At 41.0% G+C, this 22,528-nt stretch carries 23 protein-coding genes and 1 tRNA gene; 10 read left to right on the top strand and 14 right to left on the bottom strand.

Translation table 11 applies throughout. The features are described from left to right. Positions 1 to 37 precede the first annotated feature (37 nt). Positions 38 to 1,204 carry a FecR family protein gene (locus tag ACEZ3G_RS09250; protein ID WP_432425206.1) on the bottom strand — a complete coding sequence of 389 codons (1,167 nt, stop codon included), beginning with the start codon at positions 1,202 to 1,204 and terminating at the stop codon, positions 38 to 40. A gap of 162 nt (positions 1,205 to 1,366) precedes the next feature. On the opposite strand from ACEZ3G_RS09250, the gene ACEZ3G_RS09255 reads away from it, so the two are divergent. Next, a complete protein-coding gene (locus ACEZ3G_RS09255; protein ID WP_432425207.1) occupies positions 1,367 to 1,951 on the top strand; it encodes an RNA polymerase sigma factor in 585 nt (194 codons plus the stop codon). Positions 1,952 to 2,036: 85 nt separating this feature from the next. Here ACEZ3G_RS09255 and ACEZ3G_RS09260 read toward each other — a convergent pair whose 3' ends face one another. Together ACEZ3G_RS09260 and mnmE are read right to left on the bottom strand one after the other, a co-directional pair. Then, positions 2,037 to 3,167 (bottom strand): tyrosine-type recombinase/integrase, encoded by a 1,131-nt coding sequence (locus ACEZ3G_RS09260; protein WP_432425208.1) that lies wholly within the window; start codon positions 3,165 to 3,167, stop codon positions 2,037 to 2,039. Between the two features lie 182 nt (positions 3,168 to 3,349). Next, positions 3,350 to 4,747 carry a tRNA uridine-5-carboxymethylaminomethyl(34) synthesis GTPase MnmE gene (gene mnmE / locus ACEZ3G_RS09265; RefSeq protein WP_432425209.1) on the bottom strand — a complete coding sequence of 466 codons (1,398 nt, stop codon included), beginning with the start codon at positions 4,745 to 4,747 and terminating at the stop codon, positions 3,350 to 3,352. A 129-nt stretch (positions 4,748 to 4,876) separates the two neighbouring features. Between mnmE and ACEZ3G_RS09270 the strand changes: the two genes are divergently transcribed. Together ACEZ3G_RS09270 and ACEZ3G_RS09275 are read left to right on the top strand one after the other, a co-directional pair. After that, a complete protein-coding gene (locus ACEZ3G_RS09270; protein ID WP_432425210.1) occupies positions 4,877 to 5,326 on the top strand; it encodes a hypothetical protein in 450 nt (149 codons plus the stop codon). Between the two features lie 80 nt (positions 5,327 to 5,406). Then, positions 5,407 to 5,772 carry a DUF4870 domain-containing protein gene (locus tag ACEZ3G_RS09275; RefSeq protein WP_432425211.1) on the top strand — a complete coding sequence of 122 codons (366 nt, stop codon included), beginning with the start codon at positions 5,407 to 5,409 and terminating at the stop codon, positions 5,770 to 5,772. A gap of 73 nt (positions 5,773 to 5,845) precedes the next feature. Here the strand turns inward: ACEZ3G_RS09275 and dnaN are convergent, their stop codons facing one another. From dnaN to ACEZ3G_RS09295, 4 genes are all read right to left on the bottom strand, one after another. After that, a complete protein-coding gene (gene dnaN / locus ACEZ3G_RS09280; RefSeq protein WP_432425212.1) occupies positions 5,846 to 6,964 on the bottom strand; it encodes a DNA polymerase III subunit beta in 1,119 nt (372 codons plus the stop codon). Positions 6,965 to 7,112: 148 nt separating this feature from the next. Then, positions 7,113 to 8,777 carry a gliding motility-associated ABC transporter substrate-binding protein GldG gene (gene gldG, locus ACEZ3G_RS09285; protein ID WP_432425213.1) on the bottom strand — a complete coding sequence of 555 codons (1,665 nt, stop codon included), beginning with the start codon at positions 8,775 to 8,777 and terminating at the stop codon, positions 7,113 to 7,115. Continuing rightward, the gene (gldF, locus tag ACEZ3G_RS09290) at positions 8,777 to 9,508 is read right to left on the bottom strand and encodes a gliding motility-associated ABC transporter permease subunit GldF (RefSeq protein WP_432425214.1); all 732 of its coding nucleotides are present in this window, start codon (positions 9,506 to 9,508) and stop codon (positions 8,777 to 8,779) included. Before gldF ends, gldG begins: the two co-directional genes overlap by 1 nt. Positions 9,509 to 9,601: 93 nt before the next feature. Next, complete coding sequence (locus tag ACEZ3G_RS09295; RefSeq protein ID WP_432425215.1) at positions 9,602 to 10,432, bottom strand: SAM hydrolase/SAM-dependent halogenase family protein; 831 nt, start codon at positions 10,430 to 10,432, stop codon at positions 9,602 to 9,604. A gap of 131 nt (positions 10,433 to 10,563) precedes the next feature. Between ACEZ3G_RS09295 and ACEZ3G_RS09300 the strand changes: the two genes are divergently transcribed. Beyond that, a complete protein-coding gene (locus ACEZ3G_RS09300; RefSeq protein WP_432425216.1) occupies positions 10,564 to 11,517 on the top strand; it encodes a PhoH family protein in 954 nt (317 codons plus the stop codon). A gap of 48 nt (positions 11,518 to 11,565) precedes the next feature. Beyond that, positions 11,566 to 12,513: a phosphoribosylaminoimidazolesuccinocarboxamide synthase gene (locus ACEZ3G_RS09305; protein WP_432425217.1), complete on the top strand. Its 948-nt coding sequence runs from the start codon at positions 11,566 to 11,568 to the stop codon at positions 12,511 to 12,513. A gap of 55 nt (positions 12,514 to 12,568) precedes the next feature. Here the strand turns inward: ACEZ3G_RS09305 and ACEZ3G_RS09310 are convergent. Then, positions 12,569 to 12,642 (bottom strand) — tRNA-Met (locus ACEZ3G_RS09310). Positions 12,643 to 12,776: 134 nt separating this feature from the next. Between ACEZ3G_RS09310 and ACEZ3G_RS09315 the strand changes: the two genes are divergently transcribed. After that, positions 12,777 to 13,160: an START-like domain-containing protein gene (locus tag ACEZ3G_RS09315; protein WP_432425218.1), complete on the top strand. Its 384-nt coding sequence runs from the start codon at positions 12,777 to 12,779 to the stop codon at positions 13,158 to 13,160. A 59-nt stretch (positions 13,161 to 13,219) separates the two neighbouring features. Further along, positions 13,220 to 14,068 carry an aminotransferase class IV gene (locus tag ACEZ3G_RS09320; RefSeq protein ID WP_432426053.1) on the top strand — a complete coding sequence of 283 codons (849 nt, stop codon included), beginning with the start codon at positions 13,220 to 13,222 and terminating at the stop codon, positions 14,066 to 14,068. Here the strand turns inward: ACEZ3G_RS09320 and ACEZ3G_RS09325 are convergent. The 5 genes from ACEZ3G_RS09325 to ACEZ3G_RS09345 form a co-directional block, all read right to left on the bottom strand. Continuing rightward, positions 14,061 to 14,621: a YqgE/AlgH family protein gene (locus ACEZ3G_RS09325; RefSeq protein WP_432425219.1), complete on the bottom strand. Its 561-nt coding sequence runs from the start codon at positions 14,619 to 14,621 to the stop codon at positions 14,061 to 14,063. The genes ACEZ3G_RS09320 and ACEZ3G_RS09325 overlap by 8 nt on opposite strands. Positions 14,622 to 14,735: 114 nt before the next feature. After that, complete coding sequence (locus ACEZ3G_RS09330; protein WP_432425220.1) at positions 14,736 to 15,008, bottom strand: HU family DNA-binding protein; 273 nt, start codon at positions 15,006 to 15,008, stop codon at positions 14,736 to 14,738. A 177-nt stretch (positions 15,009 to 15,185) separates the two neighbouring features. After that, complete coding sequence (fmt, locus tag ACEZ3G_RS09335; protein WP_432425221.1) at positions 15,186 to 16,136, bottom strand: methionyl-tRNA formyltransferase; 951 nt, start codon at positions 16,134 to 16,136, stop codon at positions 15,186 to 15,188. Continuing rightward, positions 16,129 to 18,039, bottom strand: coding sequence for a RecQ family ATP-dependent DNA helicase (locus ACEZ3G_RS09340; RefSeq protein WP_432425222.1), 1,911 nt, complete (start codon positions 18,037 to 18,039; stop codon positions 16,129 to 16,131). Before ACEZ3G_RS09340 ends, fmt begins: the two co-directional genes overlap by 8 nt. Then, entirely contained in the window at positions 18,040 to 18,594 is a 555-nt protein-coding gene (locus tag ACEZ3G_RS09345; RefSeq protein ID WP_432425223.1) for an AAA family ATPase, read from the bottom strand. Positions 18,595 to 18,684: 90 nt separating this feature from the next. On the opposite strand from ACEZ3G_RS09345, the gene ACEZ3G_RS09350 reads away from it, so the two are divergent. The 3 genes from ACEZ3G_RS09350 (at position 18,685) to murA (ending at position 21,029) form a co-directional block, all read left to right on the top strand. Further along, positions 18,685 to 18,972: a DUF493 family protein gene (locus ACEZ3G_RS09350; protein ID WP_432425224.1), complete on the top strand. Its 288-nt coding sequence runs from the start codon at positions 18,685 to 18,687 to the stop codon at positions 18,970 to 18,972. Positions 18,973 to 19,058: 86 nt separating this feature from the next. Further along, positions 19,059 to 19,706, top strand: a complete 648-nt coding sequence (locus tag ACEZ3G_RS09355; protein ID WP_432425225.1) for a DUF4290 domain-containing protein — start codon at positions 19,059 to 19,061, stop codon at positions 19,704 to 19,706. A gap of 15 nt (positions 19,707 to 19,721) precedes the next feature. Then, positions 19,722 to 21,029, top strand: coding sequence for a UDP-N-acetylglucosamine 1-carboxyvinyltransferase (murA, locus tag ACEZ3G_RS09360; RefSeq protein WP_432425226.1), 1,308 nt, complete (start codon positions 19,722 to 19,724; stop codon positions 21,027 to 21,029). 9 nt (positions 21,030 to 21,038) lie between these two features. Here murA and ACEZ3G_RS09365 read toward each other — a convergent pair whose 3' ends face one another. Further along, complete coding sequence (locus ACEZ3G_RS09365; protein WP_432425227.1) at positions 21,039 to 22,499, bottom strand: TolC family protein; 1,461 nt, start codon at positions 22,497 to 22,499, stop codon at positions 21,039 to 21,041. Positions 22,500 to 22,528: the final 29 nt, after the last annotated feature.

A 22,528-nucleotide genomic window follows, 5' to 3' on the forward strand; every position in this document is an offset into this window, starting at 1 on the left:
GTTTTTGGGATATCATTCGACTTGATAGTGGTAATGGTCATCTTAGAACAATGGTTTTATCCCTTATCTCATATTCCTTGATTGTGGTCGATTTCATTATGGATAAAATATGTTCGACCTCTTGATGTTTTCCAATAACACCTCTGAACTTTAAGGTTTCCAAATCCTTGTTCTCAAAAACAACATCGGCATCGTACCATCTGGATATCACTTTCATGATATCTTTCAATGGCTTTTCTCTAAAAATAAAAACTCCGTCTTTCCATGAAACTTCACTTGCAACATCAACGGTATTGACGGCCACCACATTTTTTTCTACATCAAGTATCGATTGTTGCCCGGGAATCAACTCTTTTCTTGAAGGACCATTGATTACGGCTACACTTCCTTCAACCAAAGTTGAATAAATATTTTTCTCATCCGAATAGGCCTTAATATTGAATTCCGTACCGAGAACCTCTATCTTTTGAGATCGATTCGTCACAATGAACTTTGTTCCATTATGCTCTGTACTCGGAGATACATCAAAATATGCTTCTCCATAAACTAATTCCACTTCTCTTGGACTGTCAGGGACGAAACTTACGGGGTATTTTAATTGCGTTTCAGAGTTCAGCCAAACTCCTGTTCCGTCCGCCAATTTGAGAAAATACTCCCCCCCCCGAGGAATTGTCAGGTAATTGTATTTGATATCCTTAGAACTTTCTTGGTCGGCGTAAATGAGTTCTCTGCCATTACCACTTATATTTTTGGTTTGGTAGGTCTTTCCGCCGTCCAAATCTATAATGGAGCCATCCTCCAATGTCAAAGTAGCTTTATCAGATCCGGGTTTAATGGTTTCATTATCAATTACAGGGGAAGAAACCACCGGATTGCTAATCTTTTCATTTTCAGTAAAGTAAAAATAGCCGAACGTCAAAGCCCCGATTAAGATCGCTGCTGCGTATTTTAAGAAGCTGAATTTCATTACCCTGTTTCCTAAAAAGTTCTTCTCTTTTCTTATCTGCCTCAGAACAATAGTCTTTGCTTTTTTTCGGTCATATTTGCCAACGCTCATATTCATTATAGTGTTGGCTTTGATGTATTCATGGAACAATAACTCATTTTCAGGATTTCCAATCCATAGCTCCAATTGTTGGAGTTCATGTATATTGGCCTCTTTCGTTAGAAATTTGATAATTAGACTTTCGATTTGATCATCCATTCTATACACCTCTCTTTGTGTTAATCTAATACCCTATTTAACCCTGTTATTTATAAAACCTAAGTTTGGTTACATCACTTTGTCCTTCCTTAAGACGATTCTAAAACTGAATACCACCCCTTGCAATGAAAAAAAAAATTACATTTGGTAAGATTCGAGAATGTGAAAACAGAAATTAACAGGAAAAAACTTATTGAAAAGCTCATCAAAGGAGATGAAAAAGCCTATGTCTATTTAATAGACCGGTATTATAAGGAACTTTGCGATTATGCCAGTAATCTTGCTCGGGATAGTTTCAAATCAGAAGACATAGTACAAAATGTTATGATTAAAATGTGGCGGAAGCGCGAAAAACTGGATACCACCATTTCTATTAAAAACTATTTGTACAGATCGGTCTACAACGAATTTGTTGACCAATACAGAAAACAGATGGCCATAACGACTTTAGAAAAAAAATATATCGAAGGATTGGATTCGTTTGTTGAAGCACAAAGTGAAAGCCAGACTTTTCAACTCATTGCGGCAGTAGAAAAGGAAATAGAGAGGCTTCCACCAAAATGCAAAGAAACATTTTTGTTAAACAAAAAAGAAGGACTTACTTATAAAGAAATAGCGGACTATCTTAATATTTCGGTTAATACGGTCGAGAAAAATATGGTCAAGGCTTTTTCAATTCTAAGAAAAAAATTAAAAGAAAAAGCATATCACTTTCTGTTCTTTCTATTTGGATATAAGATTTCCTAAGGTGAGTACTTTTTTGATAGATTATGTTCTTCAGTCCAAGCCAATGAAGATGTGTTCTTTTGGATAATTTCAATCGATTTCAGATTTATCCCATATCCAACTCAGGTATCATATTGGCAGCTTCCTTCATTTTTTCATCGATGATTTTGGTGTAGATTTCAGTTGTGCGAATTTCCCGATGTCCCAAGCGTTTTGAAACTGTATAAATATCTGCCCCATTTTCAAGCAGTAATACCGCGTTGGTATGTCTGGCACTATGAAAAGTTATGTGTTTTGTTATGCCGGCCTTCATAGACCATCTAAGAAGTTCGGTATTATAAACCGCTCCATATTTTAATCCCTTAAAAACCCGCTCATTTTTATGGATTCTTTTTCCTAACAAATTTCTTGCTTGGCTGGAAATGTATAGGTATTCGAGGCCATCGGTCTTTTTTTGCCTAAAAATAATTCTTGAAGTTTCATCTTCGTCCCGTACTTCAGACCAGGTTAATTTGTTGATGTCGCTCCAGCGCAATCCAGTAAGACAGCTGAATATGAACGCATTCTTAAGAATGGGATATTTACATTCGGTTTGTGTTAAGGCCTGTAATTCAGAATAGGTCAAATATTCTCTTTGCGATTCCGCTTGTTCAAATCCTTTAACCGGCTTAATCACATTGGTATCAATATAGTTCTCATTATAGGCTTCCCGAAGTGCGGCTTTCAGTTTATTGAAGTATGTGTATTTGGAGTTTTGGGATAGGGGAGTGTTACTTTTTGTTTTTGCCTTGGTGTCTAAGTACCGTCTGAATCCCCTAACAAAATCGGTATCGATATCCTTTAACTGAATATTAGCTGGAGCATATTTCTCTAAGTGTTTAAATGCCGCATCCCAATTTCCATAGTTTCCTTTGGATTCGTAACGTTCTTCTTGCAATGTTTTGTAGAAGTCAAAAAGAAGGATATTCCCTTTTTTATTATCCTTCAGTTTATACTTTCCCTGATAGAATTCTGATTTTCTTATAGAAAGGATTTTTTCAGCCAATTCATAAATCTCTTTGTTCTTTCTTTTTTCATCTTTGGTCAACGGATTTTCCAAAGGGTACATCTTCAAATACTCAAAATCTCTATTGTATTTGTTGATTCCGTTCTTGTCAATAAAGTGGCCCTTATAGTATTCTATAAAAAGGCTCAACTTTCCATTTTTAATCTTTTTGCTTTTTAGATTTATTTTCATTTCGAGGTGAAATTTTTTCACCTCAAGCGTCAAAAATTATGTCGAGGTGAAAATTAGGTGAAATAAATGTATGAAAATAAGCGATTAAAAGAAACGAAGAAAAGAAATAGTTTTTAACAACTTATTGATAATCAATAAAATGAAAACAAATGAATCTAAATGAAATTTAAAAACCTACTTATTTATTTTCCGATGCAGAAATTGGTGAAAATATTTCCCAAAAGATCATCGCTCGATATTTCCCCAGTGATTTCCCCAAAGTGGTATAGCGCCTGTCGAATGTCAATAGCCAGTAAATCGCCCGAAACCTCGTTTTCCATTCCTAATTGCACCTTTTGAATTTCCTCCAGTGCCTTTAAAAGTGCATCGTAGTGCCTTGAATTGGTAATGATCGTTGCATCAGTCCGAAGCGTTCCGGTATTGACTTGTGAGAGTAGTCGATTTTTTATCGCATCAATACCAATGCCCGACTTCGCCGATAATAGATGAACACCTTCAAGAATGGTCGTTAGCTTTTCGTTATCGACGTCTGAAAGTTTATCGACCTTGTTGGCAATGACCAAAAGCGGTTTGCCCGGGTATCTGCTCTTAAGATTTTCGACCTCAATTTGAATAGCGTTCGCCTTTTTATCATCATGCAAAAACACATCGGCTTCAAACAAATAAATAATGACCTGTGCCTGGTCGACCTTTTCAAAAGTTCGTTTAATACCAATATTTTCGACAACGTCGTCGGTTTTTCGTATTCCGGCAGTGTCGATAAAGCGAAAACCGATTCCACCGATTGCAATTTCATCTTCAATAGTATCCCGTGTGGTTCCCGCAACCTCACTTACAATGGCCCTCTCCTCATTTAGTAAGGCATTGAGCAATGTGGATTTTCCCACATTGGGTTCTCCGATAATCGTAACGGGAATCCCCTTTTTGATAACATTTCCGACAGCGAAACTGTCAATCAAGTTTTTTAGAACGTTTTGAATCCTTTTTAATAGATTTTTGAACTGGGTCCTATCGGCGAATTCAACATCCTCTTCAGAAAAATCAAGCTCAAGTTCTATCAATGATGCGAAATTGAGAAGCTCGTCCCTTAGTTTCTTTATTTCCGAGCTAAATCCACCCCGCATCTGATTGATAGCAATTTGGTGCGAAGCTTCATTGTCGCTAGCGATCAAATCGGCCACGGCCTCGGCCTGGCTCAAGTCCAATTTCCCATTTAGAAAGGCGCGTAGTGTAAATTCCCCGGCATTGGCCATTCGACACCCGTTCTTTAAGAAAAGTTGTAAGATCTGCTGTTGAATAAAATGTGACCCATGGCACGAAATTTCAACGACATTTTCCCCGGTATATGAATTGGGGGACTTGAATACGGAAACCAATACTTGGTCGTAGATTTTTTTCTTGTCGATGATATGGCCTAAATGAATAGTGTGTGTTTTCTGTTCGGCTAGGTTTTTGCCGTTGACAGATTTAAAGTACCGTGACGCGATGGTAATGGCATTTTTGCCTGAAAGGCGTATTACAGCAATTGCACCGACTCCTGATGGTGTTGCCAAAGCGATTATGGTATCATTGGGAATCATATCATGATTTGCCTGCAAAAATAACCAAATCCTTCTGCTCGAACACTACCGATAAGCTTTAACGCAAAGTTCTGAAAGTAATCGAGCATATTTCATATCTTCGATTCACATTAACTAAAATTTTTTAAAATGAAATATATTTTGTTGACCATTGCAATGTTTTTGTTCATGGCGCCCTCGGTATGTGCCCAAGATACTTCTGTGGACGAGGATTCAGGGACAGTGGAAACTTCCGCTCAAGAGGTACAATCAGAACAAGAACTTGAAGATCAAAAGCAAGCGGCAAAGGATCAAAAGGCTGTTGAAAAAGAATTGAAAAAAGCCGAGAAAGCCAAAAAGAAGGCCCAAAAAGAGGTCAAGAAACAGAAACGACTGACAAAATCAATAAACAAAAAAAGAAAGTCGATCGATAAGAGCGAGAGGAAAATCCAAAAACTAACGAATAAGATTACCAAGACGAAGAGCAAAGGCAAATTGGCCCCGGTCGATGAAATGGAGATGAACCAAAAAATCGATAAGCTCAAGATGCACGTAATAAAAGAAAAGTCGAAATTGGCCAAGCTCGAACGAAAGCAATAAAAATTAGATGGTCGACTTTTTGTAACAAAATAGGGGTTTTTGCGTCATATTGGTGTATAAACCCCGTAAACAATCAAAAAATGGAAATCATCAATCAAAAAGAGGCATTGCGTACCGATAATCAATTATTGGTCATTACACATCTTTCACAATTACTCACTTATGTCACAGGTTTTGGCGGACTTATAGTTCCCCTGTTTATCTGGTTGACATCAAAGGACAAGGTTGAAGGAATGAACGAGCACGGAAAGGCCATCATTAACTTTCAATTGAGCGTTATTCTGCTTACAATTTTGAGCATACCGGCCATTCTATTGTTAGGATTGGGTATCATCAGTCTTATCGTAATTGGCGTCACGGCTTTTATTTTGCCCATCGTGAACGCGGTTCGGGCAAGCAATGGTGAAGCTCCCAGTAAATTTATGACCATACCTTTTATATCTTAGGTTTGAACGAATAATTAAAATAAAAACCGCCACAAGCAATTGTGGCGGTTTTTTAATGCGTGTCTTTAAAAGGTCAATTATTGAGCATCACGGGCATGACCAACATGGTCACGTTTTCGCCCTCATCGAGACCATCCACAGGAGTGAGGATTCCCGCCCGGTTTGGAAGGCTCATTTCCAGCGATACATCGTCAGAATTCAAATTGCTCAACATTTCGGTCAAAAAGCGGGAATTGAATCCGATTTGCATATCGTCACCTTGGTACGAGCAGGTCAGACGCTCTTCGGCCTTATTGCTATAATCGATGTCCTCCGCGGAAACATTCAATTCGGCACCAGCTATCTTTAAACGGATTTGGTGTGTCGTCTTGTTCGAAAAAATGGAAACCCTTCTCACCGAACTCAAAAACTGATTTCTAGAAATCGATAATTTATTGGGATTTTCTTTAGGGATGACCGCCTCGTAATTCGGATATTTTCCGTCGATCAATCGGCAGATCAATTCAGAATTATCGAAAACAAACTTGGCATTGCTGTCGTTATACTCGATTGTTACATCCGATTCGCTTCCTGCGAGAATTCCTTTTAACAAGGTCAAGGGTTTTTTCGGCATGATGAATTCGGCGACTTCCGTGGCCGTAACATCTGAACGTTGGTATTTGACCAACTTGTGTGCATCTGTTGCCACGAAGGTCAAGTTTTCTGGGGAAAACTGAAAGAACACCCCGCTCATGACAGGGCGAAGATCATCGTTGCCCGCAGCGAATATGGTCTTGTTGATTGCCGTGGCCAAGATATCGCCCAAAATCACAGTGGAACTCGGATTGGCCATTTCCACGGCCTTGGGAAATTCGGCCCCGTCGGCATAGGCTAACGCATACTTGCCGTGATTGCTACTTATTTCAACAGTATTGTTGTCTTCGACCACAAAGGTCAAGGGTTGTTCTGGAAACGTCTTTAAGGTATCCAGTAAAAGTCGGGCGGGCACCGCTATTATGCCTTCGTTATCGGAATCTACGTTCAATTCAGAACTCATGGTCGTTTCAAGGTCGGATGCCGATACGGTAAGTTTATCCTTCTTTAAATCGAACAAGAAGTTGTCCAAAATAGGTAGGGTATTGCTGTTGTTGATAACCCCACCCAAAACCTGTAGTTGCTTTAATAAATAGGTACTGGAAACTATAAATTTCATCTGCTATTCAATTTTGTCGATTACATTGAAAAATCTCATGGACATCGACTTTGATCTTTTTAATTAAAATATAATTCTCACTTGTGATGATCGAATTCAAACAAAGATATTTGAATTGTCCATTTTGGCGAAACAAACTTATCAACAGCTATTGACCATATTTACGCCTTCTGAAATAGTTGTATACCGACCCGAATATCAAAATCAAGGCCACTGGAAACGCAATGTTCACTAGTTGCCATTTGGTACGTTGTTGAGCGATTTTCTCCTGATCCAAAAAAGGTATGGCCACTTTCTTGTTGCGAATGTTTATAAGTCCGGTATCATCCAACATATAATTAATGGCATTCACAAGAAATTCCTTGTTACCGTAATAATTGTTCGTCCATTTATCATAACCCAATTCCAATGGTCTTCCATTGCGAAGTTGGTTTTTGATAATATCGCCATCGGCCACGACCAACATTTTGTTTTGAGCGCCCTTATCCACAGCTTGCCCAAGTTTTAAAGGTTTGACCCGGTTTTCATAGGCAGAACTGAATTCACCTTCGACCAGTACCGCCAAGGGCTTATCGCCATCGTTATATAGATCTTTGTCAGGAGGGGTATTGATCACATCCAAACTGATTTGTTTTGGCGTTCCATCAGTTTTGGATAGGGGCGAACTCGCATATAGGATTGTTTTTTGATATGGATTGCCCAACGTATCGATCGTATTGGCGAATTGCAAGCGCAGGGCCTCGGTATTATTGTTTATGGGGTGGTCGTTCTTAGAGAAGACCATCGGATTGTACAGCCAAGGCACAGGTTCGTATTGCGAGGCATTTCCATCCCCAGTGGCCAGAACGATCTGTGTGAAATACATGTCATTGACCAAGACCGGATTTATACGTATGCCATAACGAAAGAGAAAATCATTGAGGTTCAGGTCACGGGGCACTGCCATTGCCGTACCCTTTTCATTGAATAGACTGTCTAGCTCAATGTTTACCCGATCTATAAGCCAAACCGATTTGCCGCCACCGACGATAAACTGGTCCATGAGGTACTTCTCTTCGTCGGTAAAGGCCTCCGTAGGTTTGGCGACCAGTGCCAAGTCGTAGCCTTTCAATTGTTCAAGCGTGTTTTGTGGGTTGACTTCGACGGAATCCAAAGTAATCGCCCCGATATTGTAATAATCCCTAATCGTGGTCAAAAAATCGGCCAAGTAGATGTCGTCCAATTCTCCATTGCCCTTTATCACCGCTACGCGTTTCTTTTCTTTGATACCGATCTTGGTAAATGCATCGGCGAATGCATATTCCAATTGCTGCACTGAATTGTTGACACGCTCTTCGGTCGAAGCCCCCAATTTGTTCTTCAACAAGGGTACTTTGACGGTGGTGTTGTTATAGTTTACCATGGCCCAAGGAAACACGATTTCTTGGGTGACCTTGCTCTCGCCTTCCACCGTCACCCGTGCCGGAGTCAAGCCCAGGGCCTGCAATTCAGTGATGGTGCCATCGATGCTTTCCACCCCTTCGAGCGGGTCTACGAAATCAAATTTGATGTTTTCATTTTTAGATGCAAACTCCTTTAAAAGCTGCTCGGTCTCAGTTCGTAACCTAATAAATTCGGGGGGTAGGTCACCATCGAGGAGAACATCGACGATAACGGGGCTTTTGAACCCTTTAATGGCGTTCACGGCAGGTTCGCTCAGGGTATACCGTCTGTCTTCTGTAAGGTCGAAACGAATGTTCAGATAACCGGCCAACACGTTTATGGCGATCAGGGCGATTACGGCGAGTATTATTTCTTTTACAACTTTTTTCATTACCTGTTCGCCTTTTTTAATTGAAGAACGGTCAGGTACAAAAAGAAGAGGGTCAATCCGATAAAATAAATTAGATCTCGCGTGTCCAGAACCCCCCGGGCGATTCCCTGGGCATGCGCTTTCATACCCAGACTTTGTACAAAATAGGCCGTATTTCCGTCCTCGAACAATGTTGATAGTGCCTCAAAACCATAGTAGGCCGAAAAGCAGATCGCTATCCCCAAGATGAAAGCGACAATTTGATTGTCCGATAGCGTCGAGGCGAAGATTCCCATTGCGGTATAACCGCCCATTAAAAACAACAATCCAAAATAAGAACCAATGACAAGGCCCGAATCAAGATTTCCGATAGTTACGCCAAGTTGGGAAATCGAATATACATATAGTAGAGTGGGAACAAGTGCGATCAGGGCCAGAACGAAGGTCCCAAGAAATTTGCCAAGAATGGTTTCCCAAAGACTGATTGGTTTTATGAACAAAAGCTCGAGCGTACCCAGCTTTTTCTCCTCTGAAAAGCTTTTCATGGTTATGGCCGGTATAAGGAACAAAAACACCCACGGCGCCAGTAGAAAAAAGTTTCCCAAGTCGGCAAAACCATAATCAAAGATATTGAAAGGTCCTTTAAAGACCCATAGGAATAGGCCCATCAACACCAAAAACAAGCCAATGACAAGATAACCGATAGGCGAGGTGAAAAACGACTGTATTTCTCTTTTAAAAATCGTAAGCACTAAAAGTATCTATGTTTTTGCTTCATCATAAAACTGCCCAAAACTAGCAATAATTTCTTATCTAAAAGCCAATCTATTGCCAAGCATTGACATTTATTCAAAGTTTATGGTAACGGCGTCTCGATAATCAAGTCCGAGTAGGGTAGAGGCCCCTCCGACGGTATTTAGGTCACTTTTGTAAATGGCAAGTTCGATGTATTCCGCGGCGTTGAACAGGGCCATCAAGTCGCCTGCGCCTTTACGTTTGCCCTTTTCTACATTGAAATTGATAATATCACTGTATTTATTGTATATCCGATGAATTTTTGTGGTACGGGCGTTCAGTTCAAAATTTCTTCCTTTTCTATAGGCCTCGAAGAATTTTTTGTGAATGTTGGTGACCACATTGCCATAATTATCGATGTAGATAACGCTGCCGATTATTTTTTTTCCGTTGTCGGTCACCGTAGGCGAAAAACCCCTTAGATCCTTCAGGTCGTCAAAACTTTTGCCCACTACATCAAGGGTGCCCCCGCGTGCAATATGACACGCCACTTTCACGAAAACATCCATCACGGGGAACGATCCATTTTCAGGGTTCGGAATATTGATTTGAACGACCTTCTCTGGCTTGAACTCAGAGGTGATCAAACCGATTACCCCGTTGTTCGCACTTACGAAAAAATGTCCGTCGACCAGAACGGCGATATGCTGGTTTTCAGGGGTCGGTTCTGAATCTACCCCGACGATGTGCACGCTTCCTTCCGGAAAATTTTTATAGCTGTTTTCAAGAATGTAGGCGCATTCCTGTATATTGAACGGACTTATATTATGGGAAATGTCAACGATTTTGGCATCTGACAACTCTTTGTAGATGCTTCCCTTTAAAGCTCCTACAAAATGGTCTTTTAATCCAAAATCAGTAGTTAAAGTGATGATTGCCATACAGCAATGTTGATATGTTTTTAATCTGGTAAGTTTATTTTTTGCCTAGATTTGTATAACAAAATTAGAACAAAAAAATAGCCTTCCGAAATTTATCTTTTTACGGGGCGATCATCAAATACACGCATTTTTTGAACGAAATAATCTTAGAGCTAACAGAAATCAGTCCGAGGGAGTTTTTTGGTCAACAGAACCAAAATATAGATCTTCTTAAAAAGTATTTTCCCAAACTCAAGATCGTGGCAAGGGGCACCAAGGTCAAGGCTTACGGCGATGAGGAGCTTCTTGAAGAGTTTGAAAGACGTTTTGATATGCTTACGGCCCATTTCGCCAAGTATAATAAATTGGACGAGAATGTCATCGAAAGAATTTTGACCAGTAACGTTTCGGCCGACTATGAATCACCCGAAAACAGTGGTGAGACTTTGGTTCACGGGGTGAACGGAAAACTCATTAAGGCCCAGACCCTGAACCAAAGAAAATTGGTCGATGCGGCCAAAAAGAATGATATGGTCTTTGCCATCGGCCCTGCCGGTACCGGAAAAACGTATACCGGTGTCGCATTGGCGGTCAAGGCTTTAAAAGAGAAGCAGGTAAAACGGATCATATTAACAAGGCCGGCAGTAGAAGCTGGTGAGAACCTCGGATTCTTGCCCGGCGATCTCAAGGAAAAGCTTGATCCCTACATGCAGCCATTATATGATGCACTTAGAGATATGATTCCGGGAGAAAAGCTCTCCCATTTGATAGAGAACGGCACCATTCAGATAGCCCCCCTGGCCTTTATGCGAGGCCGCACCTTGGACCACGCCTTTGTTATCCTGGACGAAGCGCAGAATACCACGCACGCCCAAATGAAAATGTTCCTGACCCGAATGGGCAAGAGCGCCAAGTTTATCGTTACCGGAGATCCGGGTCAAATCGATTTGCCGAGAAGGGTCATTTCGGGTTTGAAAGAGGCCCTTTTGATCTTGAAGGATATTGAAGGCATCGAAATAATCTATCTCGACGATAAAGACGTCATAAGGCACAGATTGGTCAAAAAAGTCATCGATGCCTACAAGAATATCGAACATCAAAACTAGGAAATCGGTGAGCATGAAATGTTCCCGCCAATACCTGAAATAAAGAGAATGAATACGATTACCGATACTAATTTTAATTTCCCCGGACAGCAAAGTGTTTACAAGGGCAAAGTTCGTGAGGTGTATACCATGAAAGACGATCTTTTGATCATGGTCGCGACCGATCGACTATCGGCTTTTGATGTCGTCATGCCCAAAGGCATACCGTATAAAGGACAGATCTTGAACCAGATCGCCACCAAAATGATGTACGCTACCAAAGATATTGTACCCAATTGGTTGATGGCCACTCCAGATCCCAATGTTGCTATCGGTTATGCCTGTGAGCCTTTTAAGGTCGAAATGGTAATTCGAGGATATCTTTCAGGTCACGCGGCGCGTGAATATAAGGCAGGTAAGCGAACGCTCTGTGGCGTTACCATGCCCGAAGGGATGCAGGAAAACGATAAATTTCCCGATCCGATAATCACCCCGGCCACTAAGGCCGAAAAGGGCGATCACGATGAAGATATCTCTAAAGAGGACATTTTAAAACGGGGAATCGTTTCAAAGGATGATTACGAAGTACTCGAAAACTATACAAAGGCACTTTTCAAAAGAGGAAGCGAAATCGCGTCGCAACGCGGGTTGATCTTGGTAGATACCAAATATGAATTCGGTAAGACCAAGGATGGTGAAATCGTCTTGATCGATGAGATACACACTCCCGATTCCTCAAGATATTTTTACGCCGAAGGTTACGAAGAAAGACAAAGTAAAGGGCAGGCACAGCGACAGCTTTCGAAAGAATTTGTCCGTCAATGGCTTATTAGCAATGGTTTTCAAGGCCTTGAAGGTCAAGTTGTACCAGAAATGTCGAACGAGTACATCGAGACCGTTTCAGATCGCTATATCGAACTCTATGAGAACATTACGGGAGAACCTTTTATCAAGGCCGATATCTCGAACATTGAAGAGCGGATCGAAAGAAACGTATTGGGTTATTTGAACCGATAGGGGCTTTGCTTAAAATTGAAAAACCCTACCAATTCAATTGGTAGGGTTTTTTTTGTAGCGAGAGGGAGACTTGAACTCCCGACCTCAGGGTTATGAATCCTGCGCTCTAACCACCTGAGCTACCTCGCCGTCAAGTTTAAACGGCTGCAAATATAAAGCTTAATTTTATGTGCATCAAAATTACAGTACCAAAAAATATTCCTTCGGTTTTATTTTTTTATCATCTATAAATATATATATTGCCCGAAGTAAACGATTATAAAATGAGTGATAAGATTAAGTTTGAACTGGAGTTTGTGATACAGGCCTCACCGCAATTGCTTTACCAATATTTGGTGACTCCATCAGGACTTTCAGAATGGTTTGCCGATAATGTAAATTCTAGAGGCGAGCTCTTCAGTTTTATCTGGGACGGTTCTGAGGAAGAGGCTAAATTGATAAAAAGAAAAAGCGATGAATTCGTGAAGTTCGCTTGGGAAGAAAGCGATGACAATACTTTTTTTGAAATGAAGATCATTGTAGACGAGATAACCAAAGATGTTTCATTGTTCATTACCGATTTTGCGGAAGAAGATGAGGTTGATGAGGCGAAAATGCTCTGGACCAACCAGGTCTCGGATCTGAAACAGGTCTTGGGCTCACGATAGTACTTTCTAAAATAACAAGTAAATTTTACCCTGATAGAACGTCAGGGTTTTTTATGCATATGGTCAACTATAATGGAGAACTCCACCTTGAAGACACTAAATTCTTGAATCATAGAAATCGAGGATTGCGCTATGGTGATGCTCTTTTTGAATCGATTCGTGTAATTCAAAATAAAATAATCTTCTGGGAAGACCATTATCTCAGGCTCATGGCCTCGATGCGTATTCTTAGAATGGAAATTCCCATGGATTTTACCATGGAACATTTGGAAGCCGAGATTCTGAAAACCATGGAAGCCGGTAATTTGGACAATGCACGGGTACGACTTTCGGTTTTCCGTAAAGACGGGGGGTTATATCGACCTGACACAAGGGAAGTATCCTATATAATAGAGACTGAACTTCTTGAGTCTACTTTTTTTGTTTTGGACGAAAGTGATTATGAGATTGAACTTTTTAAGGATTTTTATGTCAATGCCGATCTGTTGAGTACGCTCAAGACCAACAATAGGATGATCAATATCGTGGGCAGCATTTTTGCGGAAGAGAACGGATATCAAAATTGTTTGCTTTTAAACGGTTCAAAAAAAGTGGTTGAGGCATTGAACGGCAATCTGTTTATGGTACAGGGCAATAATATAACGACCCCTCCGATAAATGATGGGTGTCTTAACGGTATTGTTCGTAAGAAGTTGATTGAAATAATACAGAAGCATGAAGAATTTACCTTAAGGGAAGTTTCAATTTCACCGTTCGATCTTCAGAAAGCCGATGAACTCTTCATCACCAATGCCATAATCGGTATTCGTCCGATCAGCAAATACCGAAAAAAGGAATTTGATTTCGCTGTCGCTAAAAAATTGATCGGTAGATTGAATACGATAGCAAGATTGGAACTGCCTAATTGAGGCTCGGATTTTCGGGCGCATTGGACCAAAGCAGGTAATTGCCCCCCAGTTCTACCATTTTTTCCTTCCAAAATGCCCTGGAAGACTTTTGAATGATCGCACTCTCATACTCGTTTTTGACTACCACCCAAGATTTGGACGATAGTTCGGCATCCAATTGCAAACTTGCCCATCCCGAATAACCAAGAAAGAAACGAATATCCTCTCCTGAGATGATTTTTTCGTTGATCAATTGCACCGTCGTGTCAAAATCGCCCCCCCAGTAAATACCATCCGATATTTCGATACTGTTTTCAATGAGGTGGGGCACTTTGTGGATAAAGTATAGATTGTCTTGTTCCACGGGGCCACCATTGTAAACTTGTAGGGGTACGTTGATCTCGGTTACCAAATCGGTAATGTTGTACTCCAAGGGTTTGTTCAAGATAAATCCCACCGAACCCTCTTCGTTGTGCTCCGCCAGAAGTACAACCGATCTATTAAAAGACACGTCTCCCGTTAGGGCGGGTTCTGCGATCAGCAATTTCCCCTTTTTCGGCTTAAGACCAACCATAATGGCGTGTTATAAAACTAAAATAAGATAATTCTTATAATAAGCAAAAACTTGTCCAACAAAAAAGCACCACGTTTTTGCGTGATGCTTTTAATGTATTGTAACGGTTGTACATTAGTTCACCGCTTTGCCCAAATCGGCTCCTGCTTTGAACTTTACTACATTTTTAGCTTTAATCTGGATAGTCTTGCCTGTTGAAGGATTTCTTCCTTCTCTAGCATTTCTTTTAGAAACCGACCAAGATCCAAAACCTACCAAAGAAACACGATTTCCTTTTTTAAGCGACTTTTCTACGTTGCCCAAAAAAGATTCCAGCGATTTCTTGGCAGCGGCTTTTGTGATACCAGCATCGGCTGCCATAGCATCGATTAATTCTGTTTTGTTCATAATGTGATTAAATTAATTGTTGTTAAAATAATTTTAAACGTGAAACAAATTTATAGGTATTTGTAGTGAACGCAAGTAAAATAAGGGTAAATCGACTATTTTGTTGATAACTCGAAGCGTTTGTTGATAAAGTAGGGGTTTTTTTTACGTTTCTCGCAGCCCAATGATATCGGGACTTCACGACATATGCGCCGATTTTGACAATTCAAGCCCGTTCAATACTTCATTGGTCTTCATTCTTCGCTTGCCCGGCAACTGTATTTCAAGCAATTCTATGAAACCGTTTTGAACGGCGACCTTTAGTTCCTTTTTTGTAGCAATAACACTGCCTATTTTAAGGTTGTGAACTTCTTTGCATTTAACAGTTTTATATATTTTCAAAAATGACCGGTTGTCCCCATCAACGAGTGTGGTCCAGGCGGTAGGATAGGGGCTTAGTCCCCTTACATGGTTATGTATGTCGTTCAACGAACTGTTCCAATCGATTTCGCAGGTATCCCTATGAATTTTATGTGCCTGTTTTAATTTGCCCTTGGGCATTTGTTTTTTTGCCTCGACATTGCCGCGTTCGATAGCCTTGACGGTCTTGATTACCAATTTGGAACCTATGTCCATCAACCTATCATGAAGTGTACCGGCGGTATCATCATTGGTAATTTCACATTCATCTTGCAAGATGATTTTGCCCGTATCGATTTTGTCATCGATAAAGAATGTAGTCGCCCCTGTTTTGGTTTCCCCGTTGATTATGGCCCAGTTGATGGGTGCGGCGCCCCGATAATCGGGAAGCAATGAGGCATGTAGGTTAAAGGTGCCGTATTCGGGCATCGACCAAACAGTTTTTGGCAACATACGAAAGGCGACAACGATTTGCAGGTTTGCCCGCAACGACCTTAATTCTTCTAAAAACTGTTCGTTCTTGAGATTGGTCGGTTGTAGAATTTTGAGTCCTTTTCTTTCTGCATACTCTTTTACCGCCGACCCTTGCAATTTTCTACCGCGGCCTGCTGGTCGGTCCGGGGCGGTTATTACCCCTACGACCTCATAACCGTTTTCGCAGAGTTTGGCCAAGGTGGCCACTGCGAACTCAGGAGTCCCCATAAAAACAATTCGTAATTTTTTATTCACGGTCGATGTAATATTGGTTTTTAGTGTTTATATTGATTTTTTCGTCTTCCAAAAGTCCTCGTAAAATAGCAAGTACGACCTTTTCATCATCTGAGATCAATGCGCTTAATTCCCTTGATGACATGGCGTTTTCATATAAGAGACTTAAGACCTTTTTTTGTATGGAATCGAAGGAACTTTCGGGGGTGGTTTTTTGTGCTAGGCATACATCGCAAACACCACATTCTTTTTTGTGATTTTCGCCAAAATACCTCAAAATTTGAAGGCTTCTACATATTTTATCATTGCCTACGTAAGTAGTCATAGACTCCAAATTATCGATTTTTATCTGATGCAGTTCTTTGACCTTAGAGGCAAAGGTATTGATGGTACGCTCATCTTCTCTTGGTACTAAAAAAGTCAATTCAATGTCGCTATGTTTCGCCTTTAGATCTATTATTTCGTCTTTGTGCAATCCTTCAAGGGCATTTATTACCCGAAATTCTTGAACCCCTACTTTTTTTGCGACCAACGCGGTGTTGATTTTCGTGTCATGGTCAAAAACACCTCCGTATGTACGCAATAACATCTGGGCGATCATCGCTTTTTGATGATTGGATTCCAAATAACGGAAGATCTGGTCTTTATCGGCCAAAAAACGGACACTGGTCTTCTTCGAAAAGGATTCTGAAAGCGCAATGACGGATTGCTGATCTAAAATTTTAAGGGCATTGTAGGTCAATATTGGATTGAGTCCATATGCCATGCAAAATTCATTGAAGTTTAACTGAAACGTTTCGTTAACACCTTCGTTATAAGCAATTTGAAAATAATTGTTTAGCTTCTTATAGGTCAATTTGAGAAATTCTGCATTTGGCAAGGTTTTCAAAAATTGGTTTTTGGCAAGTTCAATGTCGTTTTGATTGGTCAAAAGAATGGCCCGGGCAGGCGACCCATCCCTTCCGGCCCTTCCTGCTTCCTGAAAGTAGTTCTCAATGCAATTGGGTATTTGATAGTGTACCACAAGTTCAACATCCGATTTATCGATACCCATGCCAAACGCGTTCGTGGCAACCATGGTTTGTACCCTATTTTCAAGCCAAAGTTTAAGACGTTCTTGTTTTTCAACTTTGGTATTGCCCCCATGAAAATAGCTTGCAGAAAGACCATTTTTATTTAAAAACCGTGACAGTTCCTCGGCCATTCTTCGGGTCTGTACATAAACAATGGCACTTTTTTCTAGTTTTGAACAAAGCTGTTTGAGCTGATAAAGTTTGTCTTCTTTTTGAACGACCTTGAAAGCAATATTGGTCCGTTCGAACGAATCTTTAACTATAAGCGGGTCTATGAATTTCAGGTTATCGCAAATGTCAGCTGCAACTTGCGCGGTAGCGGTGGCCGTAAGTGCGATCATCGGCGTTTCGGGCAATAATCCCCTAAGTTTGGCACAATCGAGATAGGCCGGTCTAAAATCATGGCCCCAATGCGATATACAATGCGCCTCGTCGATCGCGATCAGGTTGACGTTCATCTGTTCGATACGGGTTTGGACCAACTCTTGTTGTAATCTTTCCGGTGATAGGTAGAGAAACTTGTAATTGCCATAAAGGCAGTTGTCCAGAAGTTTGTCCACTTCGTCAAAAGGAATTCCCCCCGTCAATGCGATGGCCTTGATTCCTTTTTTCTTAAGTGCATCGACCTGATTTTGAATCAAAGCCACCAAGGGGGAGACAACAATACATATTCCTTCTTGGGCCATCGACGGCACTTGGTAACAAAGCGATTTTCCACCACCGGTCGGCATGAGGCCCAAAACATCCTTTCCATCGAGAATGGCTTGGATGATTTTTTCCTGGGATCCCCGAAAATCGGCATACCCCCAATACCCCCTTAATATTTCCTTCGGATTTTTGGTCGTCGTCACCTACTTGAGATTTTTAAGTATAAACGCGATACGTTCGGCGACACTCGACTTAGGTACCTCGATCACATCGTAATCAAAGTCGCGATAAGTGTTGTGCAAACATTCACTTATTTTCAAGGCATCTTGATAACTCTCGAAGCGTTCCCCATCCTTTACAAAAATATCTTGCCACATGGGCAACAAAAAAACCTGGTCATAACGGTTTTTCTTAACAATTGAAGAGAAGTCATCGGGGGTAGGCTGATCGTAATAATCCATATAGGCTAGAACATCGGGCATTCCACGGTCAAAAAAAATCACGGCTTCGCTTTGATCGCGTGCTTCTTCAAAATGGGACAATCTCGCCGAAAGTATTTTGGTGTTGAAATCTAGCGGATTTGAGACCGAAGCGATCGGATTTGTACCATAATCGGTCAACTCACCAATGCTTTTTGCCCTGTGGGTCATTTGGCGAATGACCTCGGGATAGCAAAAATAACCGGCATTTTGCATTTCTTCGATCAAGGAAGTCTTTCCCGTACTGGGGCCACCGGTAATGACAATTCTTTTTTGCATGCAAATGAAATCGATTCTCCAACAAAAGTAATCAATAGGCAAGGATTATAAAACCGGCGCGAAGCCCTATATTTGTCATAAATTTTATACATGGCCCAAGAGAACACCGAAGAATTTTATGCAAGGCTGAAAGAACAGTTAGAGGAAAGTACCGAGTGGCCTTCGAATTATCTATATAAGTTCATCGTACCTACGAATGAAAAAAAAATAGCCGATATCCATACTATTTTTGATAATACTGGCGCGGTCATTGAATCGAAGCAGTCAAAAAAAGGAAAATATACTAGCATTTCGATAACCGTAAACCTTAAAAATGCCGATGCGGTAATCGAAAAATATAAGGAAGTCGGTACGATTGAGGGAGTAATATCCCTATAAACTGGTAATTGCCGTATAATTTTGTTAATTTGCCGCCGTTATAGAAGTACACTTCCCGATTAAAGAATTACGTAAAACCTTTCAATTTGAATTTAGTAGAAAATTTAGAGTACAATACAGAACGTCCACATCTGATTATTCCCGAGTACGGGAGGCATTTTCAGAAAATGGTGGACCATGCGGTTTCGATCGCCGATAGGGACGAGCGCAACAAAGTTGCCAAGGCAATTGTCGATGTTATGGGAAACCTCCAGCCGCATTTGCGGGATGTACCCGATTTTCAACACAAGCTTTGGGATCAACTTTTTATTATGTCGGACTTCAAATTGGATGTTGATTCTCCTTTTCCGATTACCTCGAAGGAAGTGTTAATGCAGCGGCCCGACGCGTTGGGATATCCGCAGAACCACCCAAAATATCGTTTTTACGGCAATAATATCAAACGTATGATCGATGTTGCCGTTAAGTGGGAAAAGGGCGATATGCGCGACGGATTGGAATATGCGATCGCCAACCATATGAAAAAATGCTATCTCAACTGGAACAAGGATACCGTCGATGACAATGTTATTTTCAAACACCTTCTCGAGTTGAGCGAGGGCCAGATAGACCTTACTGGTGAGAATCTTACCGAAAGTGGCCAATTTCTAAAAAACCGTGTCGCCAAGAACCAAAGGCCGAGCACCGGTAAGAAAAATCAAAGAAACAATAACCGCGGTAAGAAGCGGTACTAATATCATCCATCTTACATGGGTACATTCAAAATCGAAGGCGGTCACAAACTTTCAGGTGAAATTACGCCCCAAGGAGCCAAGAACGAGGCCTTACAGATTCTGTGCGCCGTACTTTTGACGGAGGAAAAAGTAACTCTAGGCAATATTCCCGATATCGTCGATGTCAATAAATTGATCTCACTTTTAGAGAATTTGGGTGTAAAGATCCAAAAGAAAGGCAAGGGTACCTATATGTTCAAGGCAGATGATATAGATCTTGGTTATCTACAGTCTGACCAGTTCAAAAAAGATGGTGCAGGACTAAGGGGCTCGATTATGTTGGTGGGACCGCTTTTGGCACGCTTTGGAAAAGGATATATACCCAAACCTGGCGGTGATAAGATCGGCCGTCGGAGACTTGATACGCATTTCGAGGGTTTTATAAAACTGGGGGCAAAATTCAGATATAATAAAGAAGAGCATTTTTATGGGGTCGAAGCCAAAAAGCTAAAGGGCACCTATATGTTGCTCGACGAGGCATCGGTGACCGGAACAGCAAATATCGTTATGGCCGCGGTACTTGCCGAAGGAGAAACAACCATTTATAATGCAGCCTGCGAGCCTTACCTACAGCAATTGTGCAAGATGCTCAATCGAATGGGCGCCAAAATCTCAGGAATCGGATCTAACCTTTTGACCATAGAAGGGGTAGACCGACTGGGAGGCACCGAACATACAATGCTTCCAGATATGATCGAGATCGGGAGTTGGGTAGGTCTTGCTGCAATGACCAAAAGCGAATTGACCATTAAGAATGTCAGTTGGGACGATTTGGGCGTCATTCCCACAACGTTCAAGAAACTCGGTGTTCAATTGGAGCGAAGGGGCGATGACATCTACATACCCGAACATAAGAACGGCTACGAAATACAGAATTATATCGATGGATCCATTCTTACGATTGCCGATGCTCCTTGGCCCGGACTAACACCTGATTTGTTGAGTATCATCTTGGTAATGTCGACCCAGGCCAAAGGTGAGGTGATAATCCACCAGAAAATGTTCGAGAGCCGTCTGTTTTTTGTCGACAAATTAATCGATATGGGGGCAAAGATCATTCTTTGTGATCCACACCGCGCCACTGTAATCGGTCATAATTTCAAATCGACGCTGAAGGCGACCACCATGGTTTCACCTGATATTCGAGCGGGAGTTTCGTTATTGATCGCCGCCCTATCGGCCAAGGGAACCTCAACGATTCATAACATCGAACAAATCGATCGGGGTTATGAAGATATTGATACGCGCCTGCGTGCGATAGGGGCTAAGATTACAAGGGTGTAGTATTAAAGGTTAATCGAAAATGATATCTTCGATTTCAATCTTTTCATCCGTTTTGAAATCATACAATGTTAATCTTCTAAGAGTATAATAATCAAGCCAGAATTTCTCCAGCGAATTGAGGTAATCTACTACGGCTTTATCCTTTTCAGACTGGGCAATGTTTAAGTCGGTAATGGTAATCTTGCCAAGCACATAGCGTTTTTTTGTAATCTCGTAGCGTTTAAGAGCAATCTCTTTGGCAGTTTCCGAGGTTGCCAAGAAGTCTCTTTGGCTTGACCAATTCAAAGTGTGTAGGAATATCTCTTGCTCAAAAGCCTGTTTTTCCTGTTCGATATCATTCTTGACGAGATCAAGATCGGCCTCTGCCATTTTTCGTCTCGACTTGGTCACTCCCCAATCGAAAATCGGTAGCCCAACGGAGAGCGAAATATTTTGTTGTTGGTCATAATCTTGAAAAAGGGCAGCATATTCATCAGAGCGATTATTTAGCCCAAAATTTGCGTATACATCAACTTGCAGCCGATTGGTTCCTTTTACCTCTGCCAATCGCTGTTCGGCTTCCAACCTTCGACGTCTGAATTCGATGACCGATTTTCTATTGTCTTGGGCCTCTGACAAGGCTCTGTCCAAATTAACCACAAAATCTTCTAATTTTTCCGGCACCTCCAATTCGATTGATTCGGTATCCAACTCGAGATAGCGCGCCAGATCTTGCGAAGTCTTTTTCAGCAAAATAGTATTTGTGGTAACATTGTTCTGTGATATCAAATGACTTAATTCTATCTGTAACAGCTCATTTTCGGCAATCTTTCCAATTTTAAACCGTCCTTTTGTAATCTGTAGCAAGGTGTCTTGATTCGATAGATTTTTTTTTGCAATGTCCAAAGAGACTTGGGCCTTTAACAATCCAAAATAAAGCCTGCAGGTGGTTAAGGAGATATCTTCAAGATTCTCGATAATATTTCGCTTCGATTCCTCATAACGTAAAGGTTCGATCTTGCGCTGCCATTTATAGGGATTATAAAACAGAGAATTTTGAAAATAGTTGATTGAAAAGGGCACTACGGAATAATTCGTCGCCTCCTGAGCACCAAAACGGTCAACTCTGTCAAGTCGGCTCAGAATGGAAAAAGCCCCTCCTGTAAAGGGTACTTTTTGTTCAAGCCTCAAACGCGCATCAATAATCGATTGATTCTGGTTTACGAAAATATCCTGACCTTCATCGTTGGTTATTTTTGTTATGGAGTTGGTATAGGACGGCAATGTTGCACTCAAACTCAACTGTGGTAAAAAATCGGCTTGATAGTTTCTATATCTCCAATAACCCGATCGGTATGTATTTACTGCCCTGACGTATTCAGGCGATTTTTTCTGAGCTATTTTAATGGCCTCTTCCAATTTTATTTTTTGAAACTGGCCATAGTTGTAAACGTGTGAAACCAAAAACAGGAAAAATAGAATTCTTCTCATTTGCTATGTTTTAAACAATGGTAAAATAA

Origin of the sequence: Meishania litoralis, assembly GCF_042611095.1 — a bacterium.
Lineage (GTDB): Bacteria > Bacteroidota > Bacteroidia > Flavobacteriales > Flavobacteriaceae > Meishania > Meishania litoralis.